The sequence below is a fragment of the Limnohabitans sp. 2KL-17 genome, assembly GCF_003063415.1.
Lineage (GTDB): Bacteria > Pseudomonadota > Gammaproteobacteria > Burkholderiales > Burkholderiaceae_C > Limnohabitans_A.
The window spans coordinates 1-13,630 of record NZ_NESK01000045.1; the positions used below are offsets into that span (position 1 = coordinate 1).

11 protein-coding genes and 3 pseudogenes are annotated in these 13,630 nt (G+C 56.2%); 3 read left to right on the plus strand and 11 right to left on the minus strand.

Features of this window, described 5'->3' with window-relative positions; genetic code table 11:
• Window positions 1-271, plus strand: a 271-nt coding sequence (locus B9Z45_RS15955; RefSeq protein ID WP_146180911.1) for a transposase, incomplete at its 5' end; no start/stop codon positions are given.
• 147 nt (window positions 272-418) lie between these two features.
• Here the strand turns inward: B9Z45_RS15955 and B9Z45_RS17455 are convergent.
• The 4 genes from B9Z45_RS17455 to B9Z45_RS15970 all read right to left on the minus strand — a co-directional run bounded on the left by B9Z45_RS17455 (window position 419) and on the right by B9Z45_RS15970 (window position 4,923).
• On the minus strand, window positions 419-1,222 hold the full coding sequence (locus tag B9Z45_RS17455; protein ID WP_233252232.1) for an ATP-binding protein: 804 nt from the start codon (window positions 1,220-1,222) through the stop codon (window positions 419-421).
• A complete protein-coding gene (locus B9Z45_RS17460) occupies window positions 1,204-2,064 on the minus strand; it encodes a helix-turn-helix domain-containing protein (protein WP_233252233.1) in 861 nt (286 codons plus the stop codon). Before B9Z45_RS17460 ends, B9Z45_RS17455 begins: the two co-directional genes overlap by 19 nt.
• Before the next feature lie 127 nt (window positions 2,065-2,191).
• Window positions 2,192-3,376: a restriction endonuclease subunit S gene (locus B9Z45_RS15965; RefSeq protein WP_108408196.1), complete on the minus strand. Its 1,185-nt coding sequence runs from the start codon at window positions 3,374-3,376 to the stop codon at window positions 2,192-2,194.
• Window positions 3,373-4,923 (minus strand): class I SAM-dependent DNA methyltransferase, encoded by a 1,551-nt coding sequence (locus tag B9Z45_RS15970; RefSeq protein WP_108408197.1) that lies wholly within the window; start codon window positions 4,921-4,923, stop codon window positions 3,373-3,375. The genes B9Z45_RS15965 and B9Z45_RS15970 overlap by 4 nt, the downstream gene beginning before the upstream one ends.
• Window positions 4,924-5,210: 287 nt before the next feature.
• On the opposite strand from B9Z45_RS15970, the gene miaB reads away from it, so the two are divergent.
• Window positions 5,211-6,548, plus strand: coding sequence for a tRNA (N6-isopentenyl adenosine(37)-C2)-methylthiotransferase MiaB (gene miaB, locus B9Z45_RS15975; RefSeq protein WP_108408198.1), 1,338 nt, complete (start codon window positions 5,211-5,213; stop codon window positions 6,546-6,548).
• A gap of 10 nt (window positions 6,549-6,558) precedes the next feature.
• On the opposite strand, the gene B9Z45_RS15980 is transcribed toward miaB, so the two are convergent.
• Window positions 6,559-6,954, minus strand: coding sequence for a gamma-glutamylcyclotransferase (locus tag B9Z45_RS15980; RefSeq protein WP_108408199.1), 396 nt, complete (start codon window positions 6,952-6,954; stop codon window positions 6,559-6,561).
• 195 nt (window positions 6,955-7,149) lie between these two features.
• Here B9Z45_RS15980 and B9Z45_RS15985 point away from each other — a divergent pair.
• Window positions 7,150-7,788: pseudogene (locus tag B9Z45_RS15985) on the plus strand (Rieske 2Fe-2S domain-containing protein); the annotation flags it as partial.
• A gap of 120 nt (window positions 7,789-7,908) precedes the next feature.
• On the opposite strand, the pseudogene B9Z45_RS15990 reads toward B9Z45_RS15985, so the two are convergent.
• The 6 genes and pseudogenes from B9Z45_RS15990 to B9Z45_RS16955 form a co-directional block, all read right to left on the minus strand.
• A pseudogene (locus B9Z45_RS15990) lies at window positions 7,909-9,456 on the minus strand (IS66 family transposase).
• Window positions 9,453-9,779, minus strand: coding sequence for an IS66 family insertion sequence element accessory protein TnpB (gene tnpB, locus B9Z45_RS16950; RefSeq protein WP_158270443.1), 327 nt, complete (start codon window positions 9,777-9,779; stop codon window positions 9,453-9,455). The pseudogene B9Z45_RS15990 and the gene tnpB overlap by 4 nt, the downstream one beginning before the upstream one ends.
• A complete protein-coding gene (locus tag B9Z45_RS16000; RefSeq protein WP_108408201.1) occupies window positions 9,776-10,159 on the minus strand; it encodes a transposase in 384 nt (127 codons plus the stop codon). Before B9Z45_RS16000 ends, tnpB begins: the two co-directional genes overlap by 4 nt.
• 70 nt (window positions 10,160-10,229) lie before the next feature.
• Window positions 10,230-10,727 (minus strand): annotated as a pseudogene (locus tag B9Z45_RS16005) (transposase); the annotation flags it as partial.
• Between the two features lie 218 nt (window positions 10,728-10,945).
• Window positions 10,946-11,904, minus strand: a protein-coding gene (locus B9Z45_RS16010) for an IS5 family transposase (protein WP_108408202.1) whose coding sequence is annotated in 2 segments (ribosomal slippage) — window positions 10,946-11,262 and window positions 11,262-11,904 — 960 coding nt in all. Because the reading frame shifts where the segments join, the coding sequence is not laid out codon by codon here.
• Window positions 11,905-12,182: 278 nt separating this feature from the next.
• Window positions 12,183-13,337, minus strand: a complete 1,155-nt coding sequence (locus B9Z45_RS16955; RefSeq protein WP_146180942.1) for a lipase family protein — start codon at window positions 13,335-13,337, stop codon at window positions 12,183-12,185.
• Window positions 13,338-13,630: the final 293 nt, after the last annotated feature.

A 13,630-nucleotide genomic window follows, 5' to 3' on the forward strand; every position in this document is an offset into this window, starting at 1 on the left:
GAAGGCACTGATCGCATCCAAGGCACCACATGCGAACGACTTCACCAACCAGCGGGTGCGCAAGGGAGGTGAGGTTGACCCGGCCCTGCGCTCGAAGAATCGCAACAAGTCCAAGGTACGCGCCCGGGTGGAGCACGTCTTCGCAGTGGTCAAGCGGCTGTGGGGCTTCACCAAGGTGCGCTATCGCGGCCTGGCCAAGAACGCCACGCGCTCGTTCGTGGCCTTGGGTCTGGCCAACATCTACTTAGCGCGTGGACGCCGCATGGCATGAGTGCGTCTTCAGAGCGCGCAATGCGCGTGTCTGGCGTGAAAAGGCCAGAAATACGGGCCGAAATTGGGCCGCTTCGCCCATCACATCTCGCATCATGCAATCAACTAGCAACATATCGCTGAATTCGTTGGCTTGTTCAGCGTAGCCTTAACTGGGTTTAAAGACGTTGCTGTCTGACAAGTGCCAACGCGCCCAGCGACGCTGCCCGTGCACGCGGATCAGCCCCTCACTTCTCAACTCATCGAGCAGCAACTGCACCCCTCGCTCGGACAGTGAAGGCAGCACCTGCCGAAGCTCGTTCAGGGGTGCCCCTTCGCCGCCCTGGTCGCGCAAGTGCTTGAGCAGCAGCGCCTTGTTGGTGTCATGGTCCAGGCCCCGTTTGCGTGTGTAAACGCCTTTGCTGCCCAGCGACGCATACAAGGCCGCAGCCAATATGTACTTGGCACTTTTGCCACGGCCGATCACCTCTACCGCACCCACCTCGGCCAATGCTGGCAAGCGGTCCTGCAAATCGGGTGAGAGTGGCCGCCCTTGCTCCAGACGCTCCAGTGCCAAATAGTCGAGCGTAGAAAAGCCACTCAGCCGATCATTGCCCAGCCGCTCCATGAAGCGCACAAACGCCGGGTTTCTCACGCCACCTTCTAGCGTCAATCGCACCTCGTGAGCCGCTGTCCCAGCAAAACTGGGCAAAGGCTTGCCCTGTCGCACGGCGCTTTCCGTCATCAGGTTCAAGCCTTGACCGGATCGTTCGATCAGCCCACAACGCGCCAACGCTTCAGCAAGTCGGCGGTTGCGCGGATTTTGTTGGTCAATGATGTTTTCGGGGGTGATGCCTGGGGGCAGGCCACCTGGACTCACCACCTCCAGGCGTCTGGCAAACTGGCGCACAAAAACCGAGCCCCCCAAGCGGTAATCCCGGTGGGCCACCGCGTTCAAGATGGCTTCGCGCACCGGACCTCGTCGAAAGTCGGCAAGTCCATACGAAAAAAATCGTCCTGAAAGCTCTGTCGGTCATTGCGCAGGTTGATCTTTTTCCAAAGCGCGTCTTGCCAGGCGAAAAAGCCCGCTCTGTATTCTTCGCGGTCGGCAGCAGGCCCTGCCGCTTCCGTTGCGCGGTATTCAAACACCAGCTCCGCTTGGGCCAAATAACGAGTCAGGCCGGACCGCGTGCCAAACAAAATCAGCGCGGCATAACTCACCTGATCGCCATCGACCAACAGCTCCGCATCGCGCAAGGTTTGCTGGTCGCTTAACTCGCGCTTGCGTGGGTCGCCACTTTTGCGAGCCCACCGCTCCCGAAACAGGGCCAGCGAAGCGGGCTCCAGATCGGCCAGCGTCGCGCCCGGACAAGGCTGTGCAGAGAAATCGGGGCCTGCCTCGGCAAATAGAGTGCGCAGTTCGTGGTCGCCCAAATGGGCTGGATCGTCGCCCGCCCGCTTGAAGTATCGGCCATCCAAATTCCAGGCTGTTCCCGGCAAACGCGTGGGCACATGCACCACCAAAACGCGCCCTTCGGGCAGTCGCATTTCTTCCACTGGAATGCGGTGCCCCAAACGCTGATGCAGCCCCGCTTCGGTACGGCCCGGGTCTTCAAACGCCTGAGTACCCACAATGCGGCGCGGCCGCTGGTCGGTCACGCCCAACACGATGGTGCCACCCCCTTCGTTGGCCAGGGCCACACAGTACTTCAACAGTTTTTCAAAGTCGTAGCGCTGCTTGGCCTCTTTGAACTCCAAGCGCAAGCCTTCAGGCTCGGCCAACCATTGATCAAACTGTGCTCGGGTGGTGTTCATGCTTGGCTCTCGGTATCTAAGAGGATGCGAATGCGCCGTTTGTTACCCTCATGAATGAGGGAGACATCCTCTAAGCGTTTGAATTCATTGAGTTTTTCAGCCAGGAAAAGTACTAAAAACACCCCCATCAAAGTTCTCCTTGAAACGCCCGGTGCTGGAGCGAGGCAAACAAGGCGTCCAGCTCGGTCAATGCCATTTCAGACTGATTTTTCAATGTCAGCACAGACCTCACACGTTGCTCAAACTCCAACTGCAACGACTTTGGCGGAACAATAAGATCCAAGTCCTGAGCATCTGCCTTGGTGATGGCTTCTCGTGTTGCGCCAACACCGCCTACTTTCAGTAAATGCGTTTTCATCTGTGGACAAAGCAACAGGTGTTCAAGAAAAATCGCACTCAGGTCCGATTTGGGACGAAGAATCATCACATGCTGATTCACGCGGGCGGGTAGAACATCTCTGGGTGCACGACAAACCCGCGCAACTGAAGCCCCCGTGATATTTAGCAGCACATCATTCTCTTCAACAACAACATTTCGCAACTTTGCGGCCTGGACTTCATCAATGAAGGCAAGGTTTTTATAGACGAAACTTGCATCATGTACGTTGAGACTACGAATCAAGGAAATTCCAGATTCTTTGTATGCGGCATCTCCACCGGTCGGCGTCGAACCACTGCCCAACTTGCACACGAGATCACCTAGCTTGTGCGTCATCCACTCCTTGGAGTTTGCAACCGGGTCGCCAAACATCTCCATGAAGATGGACTGCGTGAGGCTGTCGAGTTGGGCCAAGGCTTCACGACGCTTTGCTCTGAGGGCGTCGGCTTGGTCGAGGATGGCAGCGATGCGGCGTTGCTCAGGCAAAGGAGGAACGAAAACCTTTAAAGTCTTAATCAGGCCTTGACTAATATTAGGCTGCGCCCCACCGACACCCATGGCAACTATTTGAGGCACTTGAGCAGAAAGCGCGTGATAAAGATATTTGGTGTACGCGATCTTGTCATCTGGAACAATATGGCACACCGCTTGGTTCGTCGTAGCTTCAACGCCAAGAATTGCCAGTCGCCCTACAGTCGCGCCATACATCGCCAACAATACAGCCCCAGCAGGAACAAGCTTTACACTTGTTTCTTTAAGTGCAAGTTCAGTCACATGCTCTTCAGTTGCAGTGATCAAACCTTCACGCAATTCACCAGATTTCACCCAAGGGATAACACCGCCGTAGTAGCGTTCAAGTTGAGAACGTGACGGCGTTCCCCCGCTGCCTGTTTGACAGAAGGCACCTATTTCCATCACTGGATACACCTTCATCCAAGCATCCCCTCAAGCGCCTTCATCCCCGCCTGAATCTCCGCTTCCAGTACAGCCAACTTGGCCAGAATGTCTTTCGGTGGCAAGTGCTCTCCCGCCGCATGCACCACTTCCTTGTAGCGGTTGATGCTCAGGTCATAGCCCTGCGAGGCAATGTCGGCCTTGGGCACGCAAAAGCTCTGCGCGGTGCGCGGGCGTGCACGCTCGGTGCTGTCGCGCTGCGCCCAGCGGGCCAGTGCGTCGGGCAGGTTGTTTTTAGCATGCTCAGCTTCACTCAGCGCTTGGCCCGGGGTTGCACCCAGCAGCGCCTCGGCCAGCAAGGGCTGGCGCTTGTCGTCCAGGCTCCAGCCGTCGGCCTGCATGTCGTAAAACCACACTTGGTCAGTGCCGCCTGAGTTGGTCTTGGTGAACAGCAAAATGGCACACGACACGCCCGCATAAGGCTTGAACACCCCCGAGGGCAGCGAGATGACAGCGTCAAGTTTCTGGTCTTCCACCACCATGCGGCGCAGCGCTTTGTGCGCCTTGCTGGAGCCAAACAACACGCCGTCGGGCACCACCACGGCGGCGCGGCCACCGGGTTTGAGCAAGCGCAAAAACAGCGCCAAAAACAGTAACTCAGTCTTTTTGGTTTTGACGATGGCCAGCAGGTCTTTGGCCGTGTTTTCATAGTCCAGGCTGCCCGCAAAGGGCGGGTTGGCAAGGATGAGGCTGTATTTCTCTTCGTCCCCCGCGTGGTCTTGGGCCAGCGAGTCTTTGTAGCGGATGTCGGGGTTTTCAACGCCGTGCAGCGCCATGTTCATGCTGCCAATGCGCAGCATGGTGTTGTCAAAGTCATAGCCGTTGAACATGCCGGTGTGAAAGTGCGCACGGGCTGTGGCGTTGTTGAACAGTTCTGGGTGCTTGTCGCGCAGGTGTTCGCCCGCCGCCACCAAAAATCCGCAAGTGCCGCTGGCTGGATCGCAAATCACGTCTTTGGGCGTGGGGGCGGTCATGGCCACCATGAGCTGGATGATGTGGCGCGGCGTGCGGAACTGGCCGTTTTGGCCCGCGCTGGCGATCTTGCCCAGCATGTATTCGTACAAATCGCCCTTGGTGTCGCGGTCGTCCATGGGCACATGGTCGAGCATGTCCACCACTTTGGCCAACAGCGCAGGTGTGGGGATGGTGAAACGGGCATCCTTCATGTGGCTGGCGTAGGTGGAGCCATCGCCCCCGCCCGTGACCAGCCCGGTGCGAAGAAACGGAAACACATGCTCGCCCACCACGGTGTGCATGTCGGCGGGCGCAAAGTTTTTGAAGCGTGACCAGCGCAGATCGTCAAAGGGGCGGCCTTTGGGGTCTTGGCCCTCTGGAAAGATGCGCTTGGCCATGGGGCGCTTGAGCATGAAGGCCTTGCTCTCTTCGAGCGTATGCGCGTCGTCCAAGCGGCGAATGAACAGCAGGTAAGTGATTTGCTCCATCACCTCCAACGGGTTGGAGATGCCGCCTGTCCAAAAGGAGCTCCAGATGGCGTCGATTTGACTGCGAAGTTCGCCTGTGAGCATTGCGGGTCTTTGTCGTTTTGTGGGTTGGAGCGGCACGCCGCCTGGCTGTGCGGCTGCGAAGAATGATCGTAACAAGAAAGAATGACTTTTTAACCTGGTTCACTGGCTTTCAAGGACTTAAAAATCCAGCCGATCACCCCCTGCGATAATCCACCCTCCCCAGCGCCCCAAGCGCATCCCCTCAACAGCCTCTGGATCTACACCATGAACCGCTGCACTTTGGCCCCTCGCGGGCGTGCTTTGCTTTGCCTTGACTTCATCACCTCCCTTGCATCCGTGGAGGCCGCATGAGCAAGAAGGTCTTCATCAAAACCTTTGGCTGCCAGATGAACGAGTACGACTCGGACAAGATGGCCGATGTGCTGGGCGCGGCCCAGGGCTATGAGCCCACACAAGACGTGGACGAGGCCGATCTGATCTTGTTCAACACCTGCTCGGTGCGCGAGAAGGCGCAAGAAAAAGTGTTCAGCGACTTGGGCCGGGTGCAGCACCTGAAGGCCAAGGGCGTGCTGATTGGTGTGGGTGGCTGCGTGGCCAGCCAGGAAGGTGCCGAGATCATCAAGCGTGCGCCTTATGTGGACGTGGTGTTTGGCCCGCAGACCCTGCACCGCCTGCCCGAATTGCTGAACGAGCGCGAGCGCAAGCAGCGCCCGCAGGTAGACATCAGCTTCCCCGAGATTGAAAAGTTCGACCACCTGCCGCCTGCGAAGGTGGAAGGCGCAACCGCTTTTGTCTCGATCATGGAAGGTTGCAGCAAATATTGCAGCTACTGCGTGGTGCCCTACACCCGGGGCGAAGAAGTGTCACGGCCCTTTGACGATGTGCTGGTCGAAGTAGCAGGCCTGACCGCGCAGGGTGTGAAAGAGATCACCTTGCTGGGCCAGAACGTGAACGCTTACCGCGGCAAGATGGGCGACACCGCCGAAATTGCCGACTTTGCGCTCCTGCTGGAGTATGTGGCTGACATGCCGGGCATCGAGCGCATCCGCTACGTGACCAGCCATCCCAACGAGTTCACCCAGCGTTTGATCGATGCTTACGCCACGATCCCCAAACTGGTGAGCCACCTGCACCTGCCGGTGCAGCACGGCTCAGACCGCATTTTGATGGCCATGAAGCGCGGCTACACCGCCATGGAATACAAGAGCACCATTCGCAAACTGCGGGCGATTCGCCCCGACATGTCGCTGAGCAGTGATTTCATCGTGGGTTTCCCGGGTGAGACCGAGGAAGACTTCAACAAGATGATGAAGCTGATCACCGATGTGGGTTTTGACACCAGTTTCAGCTTCATCTTCAGCCCCCGCCCTGGCACACCTGCTGCCAACCTGCACGACGACACACCCCACGCGGTGAAGTTGCGCAGGCTGCACCACCTGCAAGCGACCATCGAAGAAAACGTTCAGCGGATTGGCGAAAGCCGCGTGGGCACGGTGCAGCGCATTTTGGTGGAACGCCCTTCACGCAAGGATGCCACCGAGCTGGCGGGCCGCACCGAATGCAACCGGGTGGTCAACTTCCCCGGCGGCCCGAGCATGGACCGCTTGATCGGCCAGATGGTGGATGTGCGCATCACGCAAGGACTGTCGCACTCGCTGTGTGGCGAGCTCTTGATCAAGGACTGAGCCAGCCCACTTAGGACTCCCGCCCCACTTCGCGGACGTAGCGGCGGTAGTCGCCATGCGGGATTGGCACGCAACCGACCGATGGGCTTTTATACACATAGGTTTGCACCTGCCGGCCCTGCATCGGGCCGCAGAGCACGGTGACCATTTCGCGCCAGTAGGGCGATGCGGCTGGATCGCCAGGCAACAGGCCTTCTACGGCGTCGAGCCGGGCCAGCTGGACCTCATCGACTTCATAGACTTCGCCTGTGACCTGCCCTTCGCCTGGCAGCAGGCCCGGGTAGCGACCCAGATCGACCAAACGACCTGGTACCTGGGCCGCGCCCACAAAACGGGCGCCGTGCATTTCGGCTTGTAGCCGAAAACCGGGCATCAAGGTGCCATAGATGAAAAATGTCTGTTTCATGCTGAGGATTTTGCGTCAATTTGCACATCGGTATCCGAGCCTGCAGCTGGCCCTGCAGCCGATTTCATTTGACACAAGTCAAGCTGTCACCCATTGGCAGGCATCACCTGCATTGCGGTTTAAACTGATTTAACAGAGACGATCGTTCGCCCCGCAGGCCAACAGTCCCACACCCCAGATGGACCGGAGACGCCCATGAAAGCAGAACAAAACGAATTGGTCACCCGCATTGGTCCTGGCACCGCTTGCGGCGCAGTGATGCGCCACTATCGGCAGCCGGTGGCGCTGGTCGATGAATTCAACCCCGCGCTCGATCCGCGCATGGCGATTCGCCCTGTCAAGGCGGTGCGCGTTCTGGGCCAGGACTTGGTTCTTTTTCGAAACGAGCAAGGTGCATTCGGCCTGCTCGACCGCGACTGCCCGCACCGGGGGGCCGATCTGGCCTATGGCCGCAACGAAGGCAATGGCCTGCGCTGCCCCTTCCATGGCTGGAAGTTTGACGTGACGGGACAGTGCACCGAAACCCCCGCTGAGCCCGTCGGCAGCACGCTGTGCCAACGGGTGCGCCAGCGCAACTACCCGCTGATCGAGCGCAGCGGCATCTTGTTCGGCTGGTTCGGACCCGAGGGCCAGACACCGCCGCCACTGCCTGCCATCGACGCCTTCAGCGCTCCGGCCACACACACCTTTGCCTTCAAGGGCTTGTGGCACTGCAACTGGCTGCAGGCGTTCGAGGTGGGCATTGACCCGGCGCATGCCTCTTATCTGCACCGCTTTTTTAAGGACGAGTCGCTCGAAGGCAGCTATGGCCGCCAGTTCAGGGGAGCGAGTGCGGGCGATGTGCAAGGCGAGCGCGGGCCCATGAGTAAGCGTCCGGCCGTCCCATCTAGATTTTCGATTTACGCCTGCTCTTAGCAGATACTTGTCCACTTAAAGATCGTGGACACGTAGACACTAAGCCTGGCTCCAGCGGTGCGGCAGCAGCTCGTCAATCCGGCTGTTCATGTGCATCGGCAGCCTCGTCAACACATCTTTCAGGTAACCATGCGGGTCGTGCCCATTCAGCTTGGCCGACTGGATCAGGCTCATCACCGCCGCCGCCCTTTGGCCGCCGCGCAGCGAGCCCGCAAACAACCAATTGTTCCTGCCAACCGCGATCGGCAGAATTTGGTTTTCGATCCAGTTGTTGTCCACCGGCAATTGACCGTCTCCCAAGAACCGTGTCAAAGCTGTCCAGCGGCGCAGGCTGTAGTCAATCGCTTTGGCCGTGGCTGAGCCTTCGGGCACCTTTTGCCGGTTGAGCATTAGCCACTCATTCAATGTCTGCACCACCGGCTGACTCTTTTCTTGGCGGATGCGCAGGCGATCCTTGGCGCTGAGTTCCTTGACCTCGCGCTCCACCACATAGATTTGTGCGATTTGCCTGACCGCTTGCTCAGCAATCTGACTTTGGTTGGCCAACTGCAAGTCATGGAACTTGCGCCTGGCATGCGCCCAGCAACCCACCTCGGTGATCTGCTCTTGTGCATCGCCCATGAGTTGCTTGTAGCCACTGAAGTCATCGACCACCAGCGATCCTCGCCATTCATCCAAGAACGCTTTGGCGTTCGCCCCCGCTCGGCTTTCACAAAAGTCGTACACCACGGCCTTGATGTCCTCATGCGCTCCTGCCGCATACGCCCACAAATACGCCCTGTGCGTTTTGCCTTTGCCCGGTTTGAGCATTTGCACCGGGGTTTCATCAGCGTGGACCACGCTTCAGCTGAGGATGTCGCGCTTCAAAGCGTCCACCAGCGGTTGCAACTCCACCCCGCAGCTGCCCACCCATTGGGCCAATGTCGAGCGAGGCAGCCCCACACCAGCGCGGCCAAAGATGGCTTCTTGGCGGTACAGAGGCAGATGGTCGGCATACTTATTTGTCAGCACCTGGGCCAGCAAGCCCGGTGTGTGGATGCCTTTGTCGATGACATGGGGCTCGACTGGCACTTGCACCAAGGTCTGGCAGCAGGCGCAGGCCCATTTACCCCGCACATGGCGGTGCACGCAAAACACGCCCGGCACATAGTCCAGCTTCTCGGACACGTCCTCGCCAATGCGTTTCATCTGGCTGCCGCAGCCTGTGGCTGTGCACACAGTGGACTCAGGCTCGTGCGTGAAGGTCTGGCGCGGCAACTCAGCGGGCAAGGCCTGGCGCTTGGGCGTTCTTTTTTCTTGAGCCGCAGCTGACTCGGGCACAGCTTGCGCGATCTCCTCGGCCACAGCCTGCAAATCGGCGTCCAGTGTTTCATCGAGCAAGCTGCGGTGCTCGGCGTTCATCCGCTCGCTCTTGAGGCCAAACTTCAGGCGCTTTAGAACGGCATTCTCGTAGGTCAGCTTGTCGATCAGGGCTTGCTTGAATTGGATCTGCGCCGCATCGCTGGAAACCTTTTGCAGCAAGCCCGTGACCATCTCACGCAACTCATCGGCGTTCAAGTCTGCGAGTGTGGCCAAGGCGCTGTTCATGGGTAAGAAGTTTGCCCAAGTGCGCCCAGTTTGTGTATCAGAGGATGCCCCAATTGAGCAACGCAAACTCTTTCATGGATGATTGCAAAACGGCGTTCACAACACGCGAACTTGCCCGTGTTCAACCTGCGCGCTGCCAGCCACACGCTGACACCGTCGTGCACCAAAACTTTCATGCGGTTGGCTCGCTGGTTGGCAAACAAATACGCGTGATGCGGGTGGGCTGCACCAAAGACTTGCACGACCCGGGCCAAAGCGGTCTCGGGGCCTGCACGCATGTCCAGCGGTTCGGTGGCCATCCAGACGGCATCGATGCGGATCAACGCAAAAGCTCCAATAGCCACTGGGCGCAGGACGGTGCTGCCGATGCGGGCCAGTGCACTGTAAGAGACAGATCGCGGCGCACAAGCTCAAGGCGAATGCTGTCTGTGGGGGCCGCGGGTGAGGCCAAGGGCGCAGTGATGGGCAACTCGATGAAGTCGGGCACAGCTGTAGAAACAGTACCCGGCAAGCGAGGGGGTACGAGCTCAGGCAACTCGCGCAGCCAGCGGTGCAAGATGTTGTGATTGATGCCATGGTTTCGGGCCACAGATGCGACCGACATGCCGGGGATACGGCAGGCGGCAACCAGTTGGGCTTTGAACTCGGGGCTGTAGGTGCGACGGCCACGGCCGGGCTGGGGGAATGGGTTGCTGGGGTGCATGTGTCCACGATATTTTGTGTGGACACGATGCTCTTAGATTGGAGACGTCGCTGTCAGATGGGATGGCCGGACGCTTACGATGCATCTCCGGGTCCCGCTCACTTTTGTCGTTCTTGATGCAGCTGGGCGCCGCAATCAAGGTGGCGTCCACCACTGTGCTGGTCTTGAGCATCAGGGCGCAATCTATCAACTTGGCATAGACCGCCGCCAAAATCTGCATGCCCAAGTCGTTTTGCTCAAGCATGTGCCTAAAGCGCAGGATGGTGTTTTCATCAGGCAGCCGGGCGATGACTGCATCGAGTTGGGCAAATTCCCGCTACAGAGGGATGTCGTGCAAGGCCTCTTCCATTGCCGAGTCGGAGTGTCCGAAGAGCCGCTGCAGCAGATGAATGCGAAGCATCACCACAATGGCAAATGGCGGACGCCCCGTCTTGCCAGCAGGTGCATGAGGGGTAATCAAGGCCACAAGTTGCGACCAAGGAATCACAAGGTTCATCACATCCAGGAATTCAGGTTTGCGCTTCGTGACAAGCTCGAATCCGGTGATGGCAAGGCTGATTTGTTTCATTTGAACCTATTGCACGAGCCACTCAATTGCGTGACTTATGCAGGCCATCCCTAAGGATGGTCTGAATAATTCGCCACAGACAATGGCAAATGGCAAATGGCTACTGACTTCCAAATCCTGTTTTTTCGGCCCAGTCAGTCCGGCCAAACGGTGTTTTTCGCACCACTTTGACACCGGCTGTCCCTGTGCAGTGCCATTTCCCATGGCTTCATACGCGCTCATCCCTGTGCCCCTTGAAACTTGGTCCGCACCATCCACAAATTGGACAGGGCAAACAAGGTGACCAACTGTGCCGTGTTCTTCTTCAGCCCACGGTAGCGCGTTTTGACGTAACCAAACTGGCGCTTGATCACCCGAAACGGATGCTCTACCTTGGCTCGAATCCCGGCCTTGGCTTTTTCAACCTGGTCTGTCAGCTGATCAAGCGGATCGCTCTTGTCCAAAGCCCTGCGTTTGCCTGGGCGCATGGCAACGTGCCAAGTCACGCCAAACTTGGCATCGGGGCGTTTGTGGATACTTTGATAACCCGCATCCCATACGCATCCACTTCTTGCCCGTGCAACAAGCTGTTGCCTTCGAGCACATCGTGAACATTGCCAGATGTGCCTCGCACCGTGTGCACCAAGCCAGACTCAGCGTCCGCGCCAATGTGGGCCTTCATGCCAAAGTGCCACTGGTTGCCCTTTTGGCTGGAGTGCATCTCAGGGTCACGGGCTTTGTCGTTGTTCTTGGTGGAGCTGGGAGCCGCTATGAGCGTGGCGTCCACCACGGTGCCGGTCTTGAGCAGCAAACCGCGCGCGATCAGCAAGTCGTTGACGGTGGCCAGAATTTGATCGGCCAACTTGTGCTTTTCCAATCGATGGCGGAACCGCAGAATAGTGCTTTCGTCGGGCATGCGCGAGAACTCTTGAAGTTGGGCAAATTCCCGATACAGGGGCACATCAAAGAACGCCTCCTCCATGCCTGGGTCTGACAGGGTGAACCACTGCTGCAAGAAGTGCGTGCGCAACATGGTCGCCAGTGAGAAGGGCGGACGCCCCTTCTTGCCCTCGGGGTAATAAGGCGCGATCAACTCGATCAGCGCCTGCCACGGAACGACTTTGTCCATCTGATCCAGGAACTCGCGCTTGCGGGTTTTCTTCACGCTCAGGCTCAAATCAAGGCTTGCTTGTTTCATAGATCAATGATGCTGGACGGGACTTACACCAAGCACACAGGATCGGGACTTTTGCAGAGTTTCCCTAAGTCTCCAATTTCACTAAGTGCTGAGGTGATTTTTTCGTGTATTGGGTCAGTTTTCAAACCAACGAATTTTTTCATATTATCTTCTCTCGCCGCTATAGAGGCGTATTCCTGAATGCTGCCTGCTCTTTTTATTGGTAACATTTTTTCTCCGTTGTTTTTCGCATTCGCTTCAGCAGAATTTGTAAAGGATAGTATGGTTCAAGGGGGGGGTCAGTCTACCGGAAGCAATACGTCTCCGCCGTTTATTTTTCCAATCCTAGAGCCCATCTTTAAGTCTGCGGCTTGAAGGATAACTTCAACGAAGTGTGGGTGGTTATAATCCGTATATTTTTCAGAAATGCCAGGTAAATCTTCCGAAACTATTTTGTATTGAGGTCCAATAAATTTAGATCCCGGGGAAAGTTTAATTTGAACATGATCTTTTTCATTATTAACGTAATCTATGCGTGCATTTTTCAATGCACTATTATCAGCATCTCGACGCAAGGATTCAATTACATGACTAGATAAAGGACTGCTATTAAGACACAATCCACGACAACCATTTTTTGCCGCTGCATAAGCCGCGATCTCGCCCCCATAACAGTGGCCAGTTACCAGAACTTCAAAATTCGGATTTTTGAGTTTTATTTCGCGCACAAGCTCAGCCGCATTTTTGAAGTCCTCATTCACATAGCCTAATCGCTGCTTTACGGCCGATATTTCTTGGGGCAGAGTGTTTGCCCCATCAAATCCGATGATCAGCCTGCCTGTACTGGGATCTTTACAAGCAGCGCCCAATGCTTTAGTTCTGACTAGCTCACTCTTTTTAGATGGGTAATTAGAAATTATGTTTGGTTTATTATTAACGCTGTCATCAATCAAAAGATTGTGTCTGTTTACGTTAGAAATTTCAGCGTTAATATTCTGCAAACCGTAGGAAAGTTCTAGGTCCTTTTTATAAACATTGACTCCAAAAGAAGTCCTTAATAGGTCTGCACATGACCGGATATCACGCAAAAGGTTGGCAGGCGCGTCGGGCCTGTCTTTATATGGAATAAAATTCACCTCTGAAAGTTTATTTTCACGTATCCCCGCTGCATTGGATGCGGATTTTTTGATGTACTTGCCGAAATTGACGAAATTTGACAAGAGCGCACCAGTTGATTGAATTTTCGTATGAGCTGAAACAGCCGCACTAAATCTACCCAATTTACTGGAGCTATTCTCAATATACGTGAAAGCCGATTGATCAGGAGGTGTATTGAGTTGCCCACGTTCATCAGTGCGTGCGCTACTGTCATTTCCATTTTCGACATGATAAGCGTGACTTAAGTTTGATGCGACAGGTGCGGGTGTATTTGGAAGAAAAAATTCGAAACGCATACTATTTTTAATATGTAAGTTGTAAATTGATCAAGCCTGAAAATTCACTTTCAGGCCACGGCACTTATTTAAAATGCATGAGTCAGTGGAATTTTTGGTTGAAAAAGTTCGACTATGCAGTCGCTCCTATAAAATTTATTTCAATCCAGCGTTCACACCGATCTAACAGGCTGCTGAAATACTCCCATGTTTAGGTCCACGCCGAGCCCCTGAGAAACGTTAATTGTTGAGCAACTACACGGACACATGATGCGCGGCGCTGACACCTTCACCGAGAGCCTTTTCACGATGCG

Excerpts from the sequence above, each read along its gene's own strand:
- B9Z45_RS15965 (WP_108408196.1), bottom strand. The coding sequence starts at position 3,376 with ATGAAGGTGTATCCAGTGATGGAAATAGGTGCCTTCTGTCAAACAGGC.
- B9Z45_RS17460 (WP_233252233.1), bottom strand. The coding sequence starts at position 2,064 with ATGAACACCACCCGAGCACAGTTTGATCAATGGTTGGCCGAGCCTGAA.
- miaB (WP_108408198.1), top strand. The coding sequence starts at position 5,211 with ATGAGCAAGAAGGTCTTCATCAAAACCTTTGGCTGCCAGATGAACGAG.
- B9Z45_RS16000 (WP_108408201.1), bottom strand. The coding sequence starts at position 10,159 with ATGCACCCCAGCAACCCATTCCCCCAGCCCGGCCGTGGCCGTCGCACC.
- B9Z45_RS15970 (WP_108408197.1), bottom strand. The coding sequence starts at position 4,923 with ATGCTCACAGGCGAACTTCGCAGTCAAATCGACGCCATCTGGAGCTCC.
- B9Z45_RS15980 (WP_108408199.1), bottom strand. The coding sequence starts at position 6,954 with ATGAAACAGACATTTTTCATCTATGGCACCTTGATGCCCGGTTTTCGG.
- B9Z45_RS16955 (WP_146180942.1), bottom strand. The coding sequence starts at position 13,337 with ATGCGTTTCGAATTTTTTCTTCCAAATACACCCGCACCTGTCGCATCA.